11 protein-coding genes are annotated in these 15,182 nt (G+C 64.1%); 6 read left to right on the forward strand and 5 right to left on the reverse strand.

All coding sequences use genetic code 11. The features are described from left to right. Positions 1-21: 21 nt before the first annotated feature. From ACH2DG_RS16605 to ACH2DG_RS16615, 3 genes are read right to left on the reverse strand one after another with little or no spacing between them, the layout of a single operon-like run. Entirely contained in the window at positions 22-969 is a 948-nt protein-coding gene (locus ACH2DG_RS16605; protein WP_395027518.1) for a MurR/RpiR family transcriptional regulator, read from the reverse strand. Next, complete coding sequence (locus tag ACH2DG_RS16610; RefSeq protein ID WP_395027519.1) at positions 959-2,599, reverse strand: ABC transporter substrate-binding protein; 1,641 nt, start codon at positions 2,597-2,599, stop codon at positions 959-961. Before ACH2DG_RS16610 ends, ACH2DG_RS16605 begins: the two co-directional genes overlap by 11 nt. A 48-nt stretch (positions 2,600-2,647) precedes the next feature. After that, entirely contained in the window at positions 2,648-3,862 is a 1,215-nt protein-coding gene (locus ACH2DG_RS16615; RefSeq protein ID WP_395027521.1) for a M20 aminoacylase family protein, read from the reverse strand. 428 nt (positions 3,863-4,290) lie between these two features. On the opposite strand from ACH2DG_RS16615, the gene ACH2DG_RS16620 reads away from it, so the two are divergent. The 5 genes from ACH2DG_RS16620 (at position 4,291) to ACH2DG_RS16640 (ending at position 11,002) form a co-directional block, all read left to right on the forward strand. After that, a complete protein-coding gene (locus ACH2DG_RS16620) occupies positions 4,291-6,594 on the forward strand; it encodes a TonB-dependent hemoglobin/transferrin/lactoferrin family receptor (RefSeq protein ID WP_395027523.1) in 2,304 nt (767 codons plus the stop codon). Between the two features lie 63 nt (positions 6,595-6,657). Next, positions 6,658-7,839, forward strand: coding sequence for a hemin-degrading factor (locus ACH2DG_RS16625; RefSeq protein ID WP_395027524.1), 1,182 nt, complete (start codon positions 6,658-6,660; stop codon positions 7,837-7,839). Between the two features lie 10 nt (positions 7,840-7,849). Continuing rightward, entirely contained in the window at positions 7,850-8,848 is a 999-nt protein-coding gene (locus tag ACH2DG_RS16630) for a hemin ABC transporter substrate-binding protein (protein ID WP_395027525.1), read from the forward strand. A 203-nt stretch (positions 8,849-9,051) separates the two neighbouring features. Continuing rightward, entirely contained in the window at positions 9,052-10,065 is a 1,014-nt protein-coding gene (locus ACH2DG_RS16635) for a FecCD family ABC transporter permease (RefSeq protein ID WP_395027554.1), read from the forward strand. A 10-nt stretch (positions 10,066-10,075) separates the two neighbouring features. After that, entirely contained in the window at positions 10,076-11,002 is a 927-nt protein-coding gene (locus ACH2DG_RS16640) for an ATP-binding cassette domain-containing protein (RefSeq protein ID WP_395027526.1), read from the forward strand. A gap of 59 nt (positions 11,003-11,061) precedes the next feature. On the opposite strand, the gene ACH2DG_RS16645 is transcribed toward ACH2DG_RS16640, so the two are convergent. Continuing rightward, positions 11,062-11,514, reverse strand: a complete 453-nt coding sequence (locus tag ACH2DG_RS16645) for a hypothetical protein (protein WP_395027528.1) — start codon at positions 11,512-11,514, stop codon at positions 11,062-11,064. A gap of 132 nt (positions 11,515-11,646) precedes the next feature. Beyond that, complete coding sequence (locus ACH2DG_RS16650; RefSeq protein WP_224149620.1) at positions 11,647-12,459, reverse strand: pyruvate, water dikinase regulatory protein; 813 nt, start codon at positions 12,457-12,459, stop codon at positions 11,647-11,649. Between the two features lie 305 nt (positions 12,460-12,764). Here ACH2DG_RS16650 and ppsA point away from each other — a divergent pair, with 305 nt between their 5' ends. Then, positions 12,765-15,158 (forward strand): phosphoenolpyruvate synthase, encoded by a 2,394-nt coding sequence (ppsA, locus tag ACH2DG_RS16655; protein WP_395027530.1) that lies wholly within the window; start codon positions 12,765-12,767, stop codon positions 15,156-15,158. Positions 15,159-15,182: the final 24 nt, after the last annotated feature.

A 15,182-nucleotide genomic window follows, 5' to 3' on the forward strand; every position in this document is an offset into this window, starting at 1 on the left:
AGGCGGGCGAAGGGATGGGTTTCAGGGTGTCTTGCGTGCCGCACGGGCGCGCGGGCTGGTGTCCACATGGAATGCATCGGCCAGTTGCGCACGCTGGCGCATGTCTTCCGCGCTCCAGGGGCTGCTGGCGGCCAGCACGGTGCAAAGCCCTTCGAGCAGGCCCAGCACGCCCATGGCCGATGCGGGCAGCATGGGGTGCTGGGCTGGGGCCAGCAAAATCTGCTGCGTGTACGCGGCAATGGGGGCGTCCGGGCGGTCGGTGATGGCGATGATGGGAATCTGCCGTGCATGCGCCAGGGCGCACAGCTCCAGCGTCTGGCTGGAATAGCGAGGCAGTGAGATGGCCAGCAGCAGATCGTCCTGGCCCAGCGACATCAGCTTGCGCTGCGTCTCGCTGGGGCCTCCGGCCTGGGGAAGGCACTCCACGTCTGGGCGAAAGAGGCTGGCGTAGCTGGCAAAGTACCCCGCGATATAGGCGCTCACATCGCTGCCCAGCACTGCAATGCGGCGCGCTTTGGCAATGTGGCGCCCCATAGCGTCGGTGGCTGCGGGGTCGAGCAAGGCTGCGGCGGTCTGTGCCTGCGCAGCGCCATTGTGCAGGGTGGATTGCAGGCGCCGGTGGGCGGTGCTGGGTACGTTGCGCTGCTGCTGCAGCTTGTCGAGCGGTGCCATGCCCGGCTGCAGTAGTTGCTGCCAGTGGTTGCGGAAACTGCTGTAACTGCCGTAGCCCAGGGCGCTGGCAAAGCGGTTCATGGTGGCCACCGAGACCGTGCATTCGGCGGCCAAGGCATCGATGCTCAGGGTCGCGGCTTCAAAAGGATGCGCAAGCAGGTAGTCTGCCACCTGTCTCTGGCTGCTCGTCAGGCTGCCGTAGTGCACGCGGATGCGGTCGGGCGCATCCTGTGCCTGCGGCGTGTAGGTGGGAGGAACGGTTGGGTCGTTGGCAGGCTGCTGGCGTTTAGCGCACATGGATATAGCGAAGCGGTTGGCTGTTATCCGGCTGTTGTACCACGTCGATGTTCCGTTTGACGCCCCAGGCAAGATTCTGGTTGTGCAGTGGCAGAACCGGAATGTCGTCCTGCACGATTTGCCAGGCAGCCTTCATCAAGCCCTGGCGTTTGACAGGATCGATCTCCACGCCGATGTCGTGCGTCAGCGCATCGAGCTTGGGGTTGGCGTACCCGCCCAGGTTGAAGCGGCCGCGACCGTCGTTGGCGGGCGTGTTCAGCAGGGCCCACAGCGTGTTCTGCGCGTCGTTGCTGGCAGGTTGCCAGCCCAGCAGGAAGGCCGAAACATCGCGCTTGAAGGCGCGCGGCAGGTACAGCGCCTTGGTTTCCGCATACAAGGTGGTCTTGATGCCTGCCCGTGTCCACATGGCGGTGACGGACTGGCAGATGGCCTGGTCGTTCACATAGCGGTCGGTGGGGCAATGCAGGCCCAACTCGAAACCGTTGGGGTAGCCCGCCTCTGCCAGCAGTTTTTTGGCGGCTGCTGGGTCGTAGGGCAGGCGCTTGTCCAGCGATGCCTCATAGCCACGCACGCCGGGCGCAACGATGATGCCCGCAGGCTGTGCCGCGCCGCGCATGATCTTGCTGCGGATGGTTTCGATATCGATGGCCTGGTAGAGCGCCTGGCGTACACGCACGTCCTTGAGCGGGTTCTTGCCCTTGATATTGCTGTAGAGCAGTTCGTCGCGGCCCACGTCCAGCCCCAGGTACATGGTACGCAATTCGGGCTTTTGCAGCACCTGCAGGTTGGCGCTCGACTGGATGCGCTGAATGTCCTGCAGCGGCACGGGCTCCATCAGGTCGACTTCTCCCGAGACCAGGGCCGCAACCCGCGTGGCGTTGTTGGCGATCGGCGTGAAAACCACTTCGGTCAGGTTGTGCTCCTTCTGGCCCCACCAGCCGTCAAAGGGTTTGAGCACCGTGCGCACGCCCGGCTGGCGCTGCTTGAGCTGGAACGGGCCGGTGCCGTTGGCGTTCAGGCTGGCATGGTTTTCCGTGCCCTTGCGCACATCGGCGGGAACGCCGGCATTGTTCTTCTCGGCCCAGTTCTTGCCCATCACCAGCCAGCCCGACAGCAGGTCGGGCAGGATGGGGGTGGGCTGCGCTGTCTCCATCTCGACCGTGTAGGCGTCGATCTTGCGCATGGCCTTGATCGGTGCCACATACAGCTTGGTGTCCGATGACTCTGATTGCGTGCGCTGGTAGCTGAAGATCACATCATCGGCCGTAAAGGCCGAGCCGTCATGGAACTTCACTCCCTGGCGCAGCTTGAAGCGCCAGATGGTGGGCGAAGTTGCCTCCCAGGCGGTGGCCAGCATCGGCGTCAGCGCAAAATTGCGGTCGCGCCCAATCAGCGGCTCATAGATGTTGCCCAGAAAGGACAGCTGGAACGATTCCTGCAGCGAATGCGGATCCATCGACATCGGGTCGCCCTGGTTGGCGAGACGCAGGGTGTGGGCATTGGCAGTCAGGCTCAGCAGGGCGGCTGCGGCAATCGCCAGCGCGCTTGTCTTGGCAAGCAACCGGGAAGAGCAGGGTGCGTGGCGCGTTGCGATCGAGGAATTGGGGGCAGCGGGGCGGTGGGTCAGCATGGCTTTGTCTCCTGGATTGTTATCTTGCTTGGATGCCTGTCCGGCTGCTCAGCGGTCGGTGTGAAGCGGCAGTGCATCCAGTGCCAGGCTGGCCAGCAGCGCGGCACCCAGCGGAAGGATTTCATCGTTGAAATCGTAGTTGGGGTTGTGCAGGGTGCGGCCCTGTTCTGCTCCGCCCTGGCCCACACGCAGGTAGGCGCCGGGTCGCGCTTCCAGCATGCACGAGAAATCTTCCGACGCCGTCGACGGCATGGGCTTGGTGATCACATGCTCTGCACCCACCAGCCTGGCGGCAACCTGGGCGGCAAAGGCCGCCTCGCGCTCGGTGCTGACGGTGGGCGGGAACAGGCGCGAATACTCCAGCTCGGCGCGCGCGCCATGGGCGGCTGCGGTCTGCTGGGCGATTTCTGCTATGCGGCGCTCGATCAGGTCCTGCACCGATTTGGAGAAGGTGCGCACGGTACCGCCGATTTCGACAAAATCCGGAATCACGTTGCGCGCCTCCATGTCGCCACCACGGATGGCGCAGATGCTGAGCACGGCATTTTCCATCGGCGGAACATTGCGCGGCACGATGTGGTGCAGCGCCGAGATCACATGGCTGGCCGCCACCACCGGGTCAGCTGCCAGGTGCGGATGGGCTCCGTGGCCCCCTTTGCCGATGATGCGCAGGGTGAACATGTCTGCCGACGACAGGCAGGCGCCGGGCGCCACCGCCACGGTGCCCACAGGCAGCACGGGCGAGTTGTGCAGCGCATAGATCTCGTCGCAGGGAAAGCGCTCGAACAGCCCGTCGGCCAGCATGGCCTGCGCGCCGCCCCGGCCTTCCTCTGCGGGCTGGAAGATCAAGTGGATGGTGCCGTTGAACTGGCGGTGCTTGGCCAGAAAGCGTGCGGCTCCCAGCAGCATGGCGGTATGGCCGTCGTGGCCGCAGGCGTGCATCACGCCGGGGTTCTGCGACGCGTGGCCAAAGCGGTTGAGTTCGCACAGGGCAAGCGCATCCATGTCGGCACGCAGGCCCACGCCGCGGCCGCTGTCGGTGCGCTCACCCTCGATGACTGCCACGATGCCGGTGCGACCCACGCCACGGGTAAATGGAATGCCGAGCAGGCCCAGTTCCATGGCAATGCGGTCAGCGGTGCGGTTTTCCTCAAAGCCCATCTCTGGCCAGCGGTGGAAATCCTGGCGCAGTTGCGTCAGATGGGCGTGTTCGCCAGGCTGGCGCAAGGCTTCGAGGACAGGATTGGCAAGGGGGTTTGGCACGGCATCTCCGTTCGTTGTGTAATTTAATTTTCAATTAATACATAAAAATATAGTTTTAGAAAACTTTCTTTCTACTTGTTTTCACCAAGGGGACAGTTGTGCTGTTTGTGCTTGGCTTGCTGGCGGGCAGAGGCGGCCGCAGAGGCGTTGCCGGGCCAGCCTTCGGTACGTCTTCTGGCGAACAGGGCGAGCGCCTGGCACCAAAAGAGGCGTTGCCTCACAAGACCCGCCATGTCCATATGTTTTCAATTTGATTCAAATGAGAACTATTCGCATATAATTTGCGCAACTGCCAGCCTCGGACCAGCGCGGATTGACCGCGCCCTGCAACGCTTTGTGCTCACGCGTCCCAGCCAGCTTCCCTGTTCAACCTCTGTTGTCTGAAAGCTCGGTCCGTGGCTGCTTCACCTCTTTTCGGCATGCGCTGCATGCCTTCGTCTGAATCCTGCGCGTTTGCAGGTGGCCAGCCTGGCAAGGTGCTGGTGTTGCAACCGCTGGCGCTGGCCGCCCTGCTGTGCGCCGCGCAAGCAGCCGGAGCCCAGACTTCTCCGGACACCTCCGCCAGGACCACGGTTGCCGCCGCCAACCCGGCCGTCATTCAGGTTGCTGCAGCCGATGGCCCCGTGCTCAAGGAAATGGTGATCAGCGGATCGCGCCACGAGCAGGATCCTGACGAGTTGCCGATGAGCATTGATGTGCTCAATGCCCAGCAGATGGAAGAGCAGCAGGTTCGCGACATCCGGGATGTGGCGCGTGACATGCCCAACGTGTCCGTCAAGCGCAGCCCAGCGCGGTTCACGCTGGCATCGGGCAGTACCGGGCGCGATCAGAATGCGGGCTTCAACATCCGTGGCCTGGATGGCAACCGGGTGCTGATGATGGTCGATGGCATCCGCCTGCCGCGCAGCTATGTGTTCAGCGCCAACGCCTTTGGGCGCGATTATCTGGATGTGGGCCTGGTGCAGCGCGTGGAGGTGGTGCGTGGCGCCACTTCGGCGCTGTACGGCTCGGACGGCATGGCGGGCCTGGTCAACTTCATCACCACCGATCCATCCAACCTGCTCAAGGATGGAAAGACCTTTGGCGGCCGTGCAAGCATTGGCTATGACAGCGAAAACACCGGAAAAACCCTGGGCCTGACAGTGGCTGGCAAGCCGAGCGATACCCTGGAATGGCTGCTGGGCGTCAACCTGGGGCGCAGCCGCGAGCTCAAGAACATGGGCGACCTCGACACCATCGACAGCCGCCGCACCCTGCCCAATCCGCAGCATGACAAGGACGCTTCGCTGCTGGGCAAGGTGGTGCTGCGCCCGACTGCCGACCAGAAGCACACCTTCACGGTCGAGCATGTCGACAAGAAGGTGGATTACCAACTCTACACGGCACGCACTGCGCCGCCGGCCACCGGCTCCACCGCCGTGATCGATTCGGAATCCACCACCGACATGAAACGCACGCGCGGCACCTGGGCGGGCGAGTGGCGCAATTTTGATGCTCCGATGCTGGACGATGTGAAGGCATCGCTCAGTTACCAGAACGCCGATTCGCGCGAGTTCATCTACGAAGACCGCCTCACTGCTGCAGACCGCACGCGCGATGTGACCTACCAGGAAAAGACCTTCCAGGCCAACGTGCAGGCGCGCAAGCTCGTCAAGAGCGGCGCCAGCATGGCGCAGCAGTTCACCTACGGCGTGGACTATGTGCGCACCAATGTCGAAAACCTGCAGACCGGCCTGACGCCGCCCGTGGGCGAGACCTATCCGCTCAAGCGCTTTCCCGACACCACAGAATCCAGCTGGGCGCTGTATGGGCAGGACGAGATCAGCTTTGGCAACTGGACGATCACGCCGGGGCTGCGCTACGACCATTTCCGCATCAAGGCCGACCAGGCGGGCTTCAACGCGCAGGCGGTGTCGCTGTCGGGCAATGCCACATCGCCCAAGCTGGGCGTGATGTACCAGGTCAATTCCGACTGGCGTGTGTTCGGCAACTACGCCAAGGGCTTCCGAGCGCCCAACGCGGGCCAGGTCAATGCGTTTTTCGAGAATCCGGTGGGTTACTACAAGACCATTCCCAACCCCGATCTGAAGCCTGAGACGAGCCAGAACCTCGAAGTGGGCGTGCGGGGCCGGCTTGCCAATGTCTCGCTCGATGTGGCGGCGTTCACCGGCCGGTACAAGGACTTCATCGACGACCTCGTGCAGGTGGGTGGTACGGGCAAGCCAGGCGATCCGAGTATTTACCAGGCCATCAACCGCGGCAAGGTCAATATCAGCGGGCTGGAGGTCAAGGGCCGTGCCGACTGGGGGCGCTATGCAGGCATCGGCTGGAGCACGCCTTTCGCATGGGGGCGTACCCAGGGGCATGACACCACCAGTGGCGAGCCGCTTTCGTCCATCGATCCCCAGCGCCTCACCCTGGGCCTGCGTGCAGATGCCGCCCAGTGGACGGCACAACTGGGCCTGAACTACTCCCAGGGCAAGAAGGCCAAGGACACCGTCAATCCTTCGGGCGGCACCCAGTTCCTGAACCCGTCGGCCACCGTGGTGGACCTGACTGCGCAATGGCGCATCCGCAAGGATCTGCGTCTGAACGTCGGTCTCTACAACCTGACCGACAAGAAGGTCTGGCGCTGGTCGGACGTGAGGGGTCTTGCCTCCAATCTGGCGGTGATCGATGCCTACACCCAGCCCGGGCGGTCCGCCAAGATCACCCTGGTGGCAGAGTTTTAAGCCAAATGAGCCGACGGCGCTTTCGTAATAAGCGCCACTAGCTATTGAAAAAGGAGCATTCCGATGATCACCACGAAAACCAAACCTGCCGCCTTGACCAGCGAACGCGCCGCGCAGGTCCGCGAGGCCTATGCCGCGCAACGTGCCAAGGGCCTGCGCGCCAAGGATGCGGCAGAAGCCGCTGGCAGCAGCGAAGGCGAGGCCATTGCCGCGCATGCCGTACAACTGCTGGCGGCAGATGCCCGCGAGACCAGCACGCTGCAGGTGCAGCCGCTGCAGGCCCCGCAGGGTGGATGGATCGAGGTGCTCAAGGCACTGGAGCCCTGTGGCCCTGTGATGGCGCTGACGCGCAATGCCAATACCGTGCATGAGAAGACCGGCACCTACACCCAGCTCAGCGCCAGTGGCGAGCCGGGCATGCAGGTGGGGCTGGCGGTGGGGGAGGACATTGATCTGCGCCTTTTCTTTGCCGGTTGGCACGCAGCCTACGCGGTGCAGGAGGCGTCTGCCCACGGCGGCATCACCGTGCTGCGCAGCCTGCAGTTCTACAACCGCGCGGGCCGCGCGGTGCACAAGGTGTTTGCCCGTGAGGCGACCGATCTGGCAGCCTGGGGCGCGTTGGTGGCTCGCTTTGCCTGCGCCGCAGATATGGATGCTGCCGCCTTGCCCGGCTTTGATGCCCCTGTGCCACGCAAGGCCGTGAGCGTGCCGCCTGACAGCAGCGTCGATGTACCGGCGTTGCAATCGGCCTGGGCAACCATGCAGGATACGCACGAGTTCTTCAGCGTCATCAAGAATGCAGGCGCCGAGCGGCAGCAGTCCTTCCGCCTCGTGCAGGGGCGCTTTGCCTGGCCGCTGGCCAAGGACAGCGTGACCCAGCTCCTGAACGAGGCCAGTTTTGCAGGCACACCCATCATGGTGTTCGTCAGCAGCGGCGGTTGCATCCAGATCCACAGCGGCCCGGTGCAGCGGGTGGAGCCCATGACGACGCCGACTGCCGAATGGATCAATGTGCTCGATGCAGGCTTCAACCTGCACATGCGCACCGACATGATTGCTAATGTCTGGCTCGTGGAAAAACCCACCAGCGATGGCACCGTGACCTCGGTGGAGGTGTTTGACGCCTATGGCGACCTGATGGCCATGTTCTTTGGCGCACGCAAGCCCGGCAAGCCCGAGCTGGCCCCCTGGCGCGCACTGGCCACCAGCCTGCCTCGGCTGGACGCCCAGGCGGTTGCGGCGTAAGGAGGCGGCCATGGATGATTTCTCTCGCGCGGGCCAGCGCAGCAAAGGTGCCCATGCCAGCCGCCGCGCGTGGCTGCTGGCCGCTGGCGGCGCAGCCCTGATGCCTTTTGGCACCCTGGCGCTTGCCCAGACTGCGCCAACAGCTTCTAAAAACGTAGCAAATGCAGTGGATGGCGGCGCCAAGGCGGCGCTGCAGCCCTATGTAGGCGTTGAACCGCCTGCGGCAACGCGCCTCATCAGCCTGAGTGGTGCGCTGACCGAGATCGTTTATCAGCTGGGGGCGCAGTCGCTGCTGGTGGGCAGCGACACCACCAGCAACTACCCCGAGGCTGCCAACCGCATGCCCAAGGTGGGCTATGTGCGCCAACTGGCCGCCGAAGGTGTGCTGTCGCTCAAGCCCGATGTGGTGATCGGCACCACCGAGGCAGGCCCGCCCGTGGTGCTGCAGCAGATCGCCCAGACCCGCGTGGCTATTGCTCTGGTGCAGTCGGACCACAGCTGGGATGAGGTACTGCGCAAGATCCGGCTGGTGGGGCAGGCCACTGGCAGGCAGGCGCAGGCCGCGCAACTGGCCCAGGATTTGCAGAAGGAGTGGGACGCCGTGCAGGCCCTGGTACGCACCACGGTGGCAGCGAACCGTTCGCCGCGCGCCCTGTTCGTGCTGTCGCACAGCGGAACGCCGCAGGTGGCGGGCCAGGGCACAGCGGGCGATGCGTTGCTGCGCATGGGTGGGGCCAGCAATGTCATGCAAGGCTTTGGCGGCTACCGACCGCTGACGGCAGAAGCCATGGCGCAGGCTGCGCCCCAGGTGATCGTGACGACGACACAGGGCGTGGAGGCGGTGGGCGGAGAGGCCAAGTTCTGGGCGCGCCCGGAACTTGCGCTGACCCCCGCCTACAGGAACAAGACCTTGATCGCCCTCGAAGCCAGCCAGCTGCTCGGCTTTGGTCCGCGCCTGCCCCAGGCGGTGCGCACCCTGCACCAGGGTTTGCAGGCCGTACAGGCATGAGCGAGGCCGTGACTGCAACTGGCGCCGTGGGTTCGGGCCTGGCGCCGGGTACCGAGCGCCCGTCTCCATTGCAATCTGCCAGTTCGGTGCGCGCCGGGCGGCAGGGTGTATCGAGTGAGGCTTCAATTTCCATAGCGTCTGGCGTCCAACGCAGGCGCCAGAAGGGTGTTTTTCGGCTCAAAAAACCCCACACCATTGGCCTGATGGCTTTATTGGTGCTGGCCGCCTTCGTATTTGCGGCCGGGCAGGGCGCTTTCGCCATCGACGCAGCCCGGCTTCCGGCCATTGCCTGGAGCGCGCTGCAGCACTGGTGGCAGGGCGGCACGGACGCAGGCAGTACCGAGCAACAGGTGTTCGCCGCCATTCGCGCGCCGCGTCTGGTGCTGGGCCTGGCGGCAGGCGCCGGCCTGGGTCTGGCGGGCGCCTTGATGCAGGGGCTGTTTCGCAACCCACTGGCCGACCCGGGCCTGATCGGGGTGAGCAGCGGCGCTGCGCTGGCGGCGGCTGCGCTGATTGTGATGGGCGCGCTGTGGTTTCCCTCGGTGCCACGCAGCCTGGGCAGCTGGCCGCTGATGCTGTGCGCCTTCACGGGCGGCCTCGTGACCACGGGCCTGATCTACAGCCTGGCACAGGCTGGTGGCGGCACCCGCATCGGTGTCATGCTGCTCGCAGGTGTGGCCATCAATGCGCTGGCCATGGCGGGCCTGGGCCTGCTCAGTTTTCTGTCGACTGACGAGCAACTGCGCAACCTGCAACTTTGGTTGATGGGTAGCCTGGGCGGCGCGCGCTGGCCGATGGCCGTCATGGCGTGCGCTGTGGTGGCTGCCAGTGCCTTGGTGGCGCAGCGCCTGGCGCAGCCTCTCAACGCCATTGCGCTGGGCGAGGCGCAGGCCAGCCTGATGGGCGTGGCGGTGGAGCGCACCAAGCGCCTGGCCGTCATTGTGGCGGCGCTGGTGGTGGGCTGCATCACGGCGGCCTGCGGCATGATCGGTTTCATCGGGCTGGTGGCGCCGCACTGGGTGCGCTTGATCGCCGGGCCGGACCACCGCGTGGTGCTGCCCGCATCTGCCTTGCTGGGCGCCGCCATGGTAGTGTTTGCCGATGCCTTTGCGCGCACGGTGGTTGCTCCGGCTGAACTGCCGCTGGGCGTGCTGACGGCGCTGGTCGGGGTTCCGCTGTTCCTCGCCATGCTGCGGCAGTTTCGGCGACAACTGTAGGGAGGGGCGCATGTTCAAACCATTCGAGGTTTTCAGGGAATCCCGCAGTCCGGCACCCGGCCATGAAGCGCAGATAGCTATCAACACAGTAGCAAAAATGGTGGTGCAGGACTCTTGTGGCAGTCCGCCTGTCCAGGACAGCGGCTGGCAGCTGGATCGGCTGGAAGTTGGCGTGCCCGGTGGCGATGTGCTGGTGCGTCTGCACGCCCACATTGCGCCCGGCAGGCTCACGGCCATTGTGGGACCTAACGGCGCTGGCAAATCCAGCCTGCTGGCCACCTTGACGGGCCAGTGGACGCCCCATGCGGGCCGTGTTCTGCTCGATGGCCTGCCGCTTTCCAGGTGGCCGGCTGCTGATCTGGCCCGGCGCCGCGCCATGATGGTGCAGGACGGCTCGGTGGCCTTTGACTTTACCGTGCAGGAGGTCGTGGAACTCGGCCGCTATGCCCACCGCCTGCATCCCAGCCGCAACGAGGCCGCCATTGTTGGCGACGCCATGGCTGCCACGCAGATGGAGGCCTTTGCAGGTCGCAGCGTGCGCAGCCTCTCCGGCGGGGAGCGCGCACGCGCACATCTGGCGCGCGCACTGGCACAGGTGTGGGAGCCGCCTGCTGGCGGTCAGGCGCGCTGGCTTCTGCTCGATGAACCGACCGCCGCCATGGACCTGGCCTGGCAGCACCGCTCCATGGACCTGCTGCAGCACTGGGCGCAGGTGCGGGGTGTGGGCGTGGTCGTCGTTGTGCACGATATGAACCTGGCGCTGCGCTATGCGGATGATGCGCTGCTGGTGCACGGCGGCGGCTGCCTGCACGGCCCGGTGGCCGAGGTGCTCTCGCCGCAGACCATGCGCGATGTGTGGGGTGTGGGCTGCTTTGCCACCACCGCGCCGGACGGAACGCAGCAGTACCTGTTTGCAGGCGCAGGCGTTGGCGGGTAGGCGTTTTCTATTGTTTTTATAGCGGTTGGCGCTTTACAGTCGTGCGCCAGGCCGCATTTTCATTCCAGGGGGCTGTCGTCTGCCGTGCAGGCGCGCTGGAGCGATGCGGCTTCGTAATCCAGCGTCTGCTTCATCGCGCCGCCCAGCAACTGGGCATTGATGTGCAGGCGAAAGTCTGCGCCCGTGTTCACCTGGTAGGCCTGGGCGGTCAGCATCTTGCCGCAGGCCACCGTCCATTCCTTGCGGTTCTTGCCCACCAGCTTGCTGTCCTTGATGCGGCACTGGCTGAAATGCTGCGACAGGATCATGTCGGGGTACAGAAAACCCTCCTTGTCCACCAGCTCCGGCCCAATGCAGCGGTCTTTGGTGCGCGGCGGCTTGGCCGCCTTGTTGCCGACGGCGGATTTGGTTTCGGTGACGGAAAAGGCCCCGGGCTGGGCGGCCTGCGCGGCACCGCACAGCAGCAGGGCGCTGGCGCAGCAGCCGGCAAGGTGGAAACGCAATGAATGCATGATCGAGGCTGTTTGACGTGTAAAGAATTCCATCCGTTATAGCAAGCCGGGGCTGGCATGGCGTATAGCCGGTGTAACGCTGTGTGACGGAGTGCGCGGACTTCTCATGGGTGCGGCGATGGCAGCGGCCGCTCAATCCTCGTCCTTGAGCTCCTGCAGCACCACCGCCGCGATCTCTTCAATGGATTTGTGCGTGGTGGACAGCCACTGAATGCCGGCGCGGCGCATCATCGATTCGGCCTCAGCCACCTCCATGCGGCAGTTCTGCAGGCTGGCGTACTTCGACTCGGGGCGGCGCTCGTTGCGGATCTGGCTGAGGCGCTCGGGGGCAATCGTGAGGCCGAAGATCTTCTTCTTGTACGGCAGCAGGGCGGGCGGGAGCTGCTGGCGGTCAAAATCTTCGGGGATCAGCGGGTAGTTGGCCACTTTCAGGCCGAACTGCATGGCCAGGTACAGGCTGGTGGGGGTCTTGCCGCTGCGGCTCACGCCCACCAGGATCACATCGGCGCCAGCCAGGTCGTGGTTGGTCTGCCCGTCGTCGTGTGCCAGGCTGAAATTGATCGCCTCCATGCGCTCGAAATACTCCTTGCTTTCGCTGATGTCGGTGAACCGGCCGATGCGGTGGTGCGATTTGGCACCCAACTCGTCTTCCAGTGGCTGCACAAAGGTGGAGAACATGTCCATCACCAGGCCTTTGCAGTGGTCGTGCACCACCTGCACGGTGTCCGGCTCGACCAGGGTGGTGAAGACGATGGGCTTCTTGCCTTCCTGCTCGGCGGTGTGGTTGATCTGGCGCACCGCCTGGTGGGCCTTGTCCACGGTATCGACAAAAGGCAGGCGCACGGCGCGCGTGGTGATGTCGAACTGCTTCATGATGGCGCGGCCAAAGGTCTCGGCTGTCACGCCGGTGCCATCAGAGATAAAGAAAATCGTGCGTTGGTGCATAGCGGCTGCGTGTTTTCAAGCGATAGGAAACTATTTTTGTAGCAGGCAGCGGCCCGTCTGCTGCGCCTTTGTCATTCTTGACCCTGGTGTTAACCAAGTCACAAGCAAAACGGCAGCGGCACGCCTACAATGACGCCCATTATTCACATTTCCCGCATGTACTCCGGCCTACCAGTACAAATACAAAGCCAGACGCCCGCGCCAGCCATGGCCCGGATGGAGTACCTGCGTGCGTGCCACCGCCTGATCTGCGGCCGTGGACGCCTCTGCCAGATATCACAGTTTTTAACTTCCGGAGCTCCACCATGTCCAACCTCTACAGCGCGACCGCCCTGGTCGTACCGTTTGAGAACCTGAGAATGACCGACGTCGAGGTCGTAGGCGGCAAGAACGCCTCACTCGGCGAAATGATCTCGCAACTGCCGCAAGGCGTGCGCGTACCCACTGGCTTTGCCACCACGGCCTACGGGTTCCGCGAGTTCCTGGCTTATGAAGGCCTGGCGGGCAAGATCAGCGCCAAACTGGCGGCGCTGGATGTGGACGATGTGCGCGCACTTGCGCAAGTGGGTGCGGAAATCCGCGCCATGGTCGAGCGCCAGCCTTTCCCTGCCGATCTGGAAAAAGCCATCCGCGAGGCCTTTGTGACCCTGCAGGCGGGCAATGACCAGGCATCATTTGCCGTGCGCTCCTCGGCCACGGCAGAAGACCTGCCCGACGCATCGTTCGCCGGCCAGCAGGAAACCTTCCTCAACGTGGTGGGCATCGACGATGTGCTGCACAAGATGAAGGAAGTGTTCGCGTCGCTGTACAACGACCGTGCCATCAGCTACCGCGTGCACAAGGGCTTTGCCCACGATGTGGTGGCGCTGTCCGCCGGTGTCCAGCGCATGGTGCGTTCGGACAAGGGGGCCGCAGGCGTCATGTTCACCATCGATACCGAATCGGGTTTTGACCAGGTGGTTTTCATCACCTCCAGCTATGGCCTGGGCGAGACGGTGGTGCAGGGCGCCGTCAATCCCGACGAGTTCTACGTGCACAAGCCCATGCTGCAGGCAGGCAAGCAGGCGCTCATCCGCCGCAACCTGGGCAGCAAGCTGATCCAGATGGTGTTTGCCACGCCGGAAGAAAAGGCTGCGTCGGGCAAGCTGGTCAAGACCACCGATGTGCCTGCCGAGCTGCGCAACCGCTACTCGCTCACCGACGCTGAAGTGCACGAGCTGGCGCAGTACGCGCTGGTGATCGAAAAGCACTATGCCCGCCCGATGGACATCGAATGGGGCAAGGACGGCACCGACGGCAAGCTCTACATCCTGCAGGCACGCCCTGAGACGGTGAAGAGCCAGTCCAAGGGCCAGGCCGAGCAGCGCTACAAGCTCAAGGGCAGTGGCACCGTGCTGGCCGAAGGCCGCGCCATTGGCCAGAAGATCGGCACCGGCCCCGTGCGCCTGGTGTCCGACATCTCGCAGATGGACCAGGTGCAGGCCGGCGACGTGCTGGTGACCGACATGACCGACCCCAACTGGGAGCCGGTGATGAAGAAGGCGGCGGCCATCGTCACCAACCGTGGCGGTCGTACCTGCCACGCGGCCATCATTGCGCGCGAGTTGGGCATTCCTGCCGTGGTCGGCTGCGGCAACGCCACCGAGTTGCTCAAGGACGGCACCCTGGTGACCGTCAGCTGCGCCGAAGGCGACACCGGCAAGATCTACGATGGTCTGCTCGAAACCGAGGTGACCGAGGTCAAGCGTGGCGAAATGCCGCCAATCAAGACCAAGATCATGATGAACGTGGGCAACCCCCAGCTGGCATTTGATTTTGCCCAACTGCCCAATGACGGTGTGGGTCTGGCCCGCCTGGAATTCATCATCAACAACAACATTGGCGTGCACCCCAAGGCGATCCTGGATTACCCAGCGGTCGATGCCGATCTGAAGAAGGCGGTCGAATCGGTGGCCCGTGGCCATGCATCGCCCCGCGCTTTCTACGTGGACAAGATCACCGAAGGCGTGGCCACCATTGCAGCAGCGTTCTATCCCAAGCCCGTCATCGTGCGCATGTCCGACTTCAAGTCGAACGAGTACCGCAAGCTGATCGGCGGCAGCCGCTACGAGCCCGATGAAGAAAACCCGATGCTGGGCTTCCGTGGTGCTGCACGCTACATCTCGAAGGACTTCGGCGAAGCCTTCAAGATGGAGTGCGAGGCCTTGAAGCGCGTGCGCAATGACATGGGCCTGACCAATGTGAAGATCATGATCCCGTTCGTGCGCACCCTGCAGCAGGCCAAGCGCGTGACCGAGCTGCTGGCCGCCAACGGCCTGCAGCGCGGCGACAACGGGCTGGAGCTGATCATGATGTGCGAAGTGCCATCCAACGCCATCCTGGCAGATGAGTTCCTGGAATACTTCGATGGTTTCTCCATTGGATCGAACGACCTGACCCAGCTCACCCTGGGCCTGGACCGCGACTCCGGCCTCGAGTTGCTGGCTGCTGATTTTGACGAGCGTGACCCCGCCGTCAAGAAGATGCTGGAGCGCGCCATCACCGCCTGCCGTGCGCAGAACAAGTATGTCGGTATCTGCGGGCAGGGCCCGTCGGACCATCCCGACTTTGCGCAGTGGCTGGCAGACCAGGGCATTGCCTCGATCTCGCTCAACCCCGACAGCGTGATCGATACCTGGCAGCGCCTGGCTGCCAGGTAAGCGGCCAGGCCCTGTGCCGCACAC

Origin of the sequence: Comamonas odontotermitis (genome assembly GCF_040396735.1) — a bacterium.
GTDB lineage: Bacteria > Pseudomonadota > Gammaproteobacteria > Burkholderiales > Burkholderiaceae_C > Comamonas > Comamonas odontotermitis_C.

Bases quoted from the DNA above. Each gene is read 5' to 3' on its own strand.
- ACH2DG_RS16605 (WP_395027518.1), bottom strand. From the start codon at position 969: ATGTGCGCTAAACGCCAGCAGCCTGCCAACGACCCAACCGTTCCTCCC.
- ACH2DG_RS16610 (WP_395027519.1), bottom strand. From the start codon at position 2,599: ATGCTGACCCACCGCCCCGCTGCCCCCAATTCCTCGATCGCAACGCGC.
- ACH2DG_RS16620 (WP_395027523.1), top strand. From the start codon at position 4,291: ATGCCTTCGTCTGAATCCTGCGCGTTTGCAGGTGGCCAGCCTGGCAAG.
- ACH2DG_RS16625 (WP_395027524.1), top strand. From the start codon at position 6,658: ATGATCACCACGAAAACCAAACCTGCCGCCTTGACCAGCGAACGCGCC.
- ACH2DG_RS16630 (WP_395027525.1), top strand. From the start codon at position 7,850: ATGGATGATTTCTCTCGCGCGGGCCAGCGCAGCAAAGGTGCCCATGCC.
- ACH2DG_RS16635 (WP_395027554.1), top strand. From the start codon at position 9,052: ATGGCTTTATTGGTGCTGGCCGCCTTCGTATTTGCGGCCGGGCAGGGC.
- ACH2DG_RS16640 (WP_395027526.1), top strand. From the start codon at position 10,076: ATGTTCAAACCATTCGAGGTTTTCAGGGAATCCCGCAGTCCGGCACCC.
- ACH2DG_RS16645 (WP_395027528.1), bottom strand. From the start codon at position 11,514: ATGCATTCATTGCGTTTCCACCTTGCCGGCTGCTGCGCCAGCGCCCTG.
- ACH2DG_RS16650 (WP_224149620.1), bottom strand. From the start codon at position 12,459: ATGCACCAACGCACGATTTTCTTTATCTCTGATGGCACCGGCGTGACA.
- ppsA (WP_395027530.1), top strand. From the start codon at position 12,765: ATGTCCAACCTCTACAGCGCGACCGCCCTGGTCGTACCGTTTGAGAAC.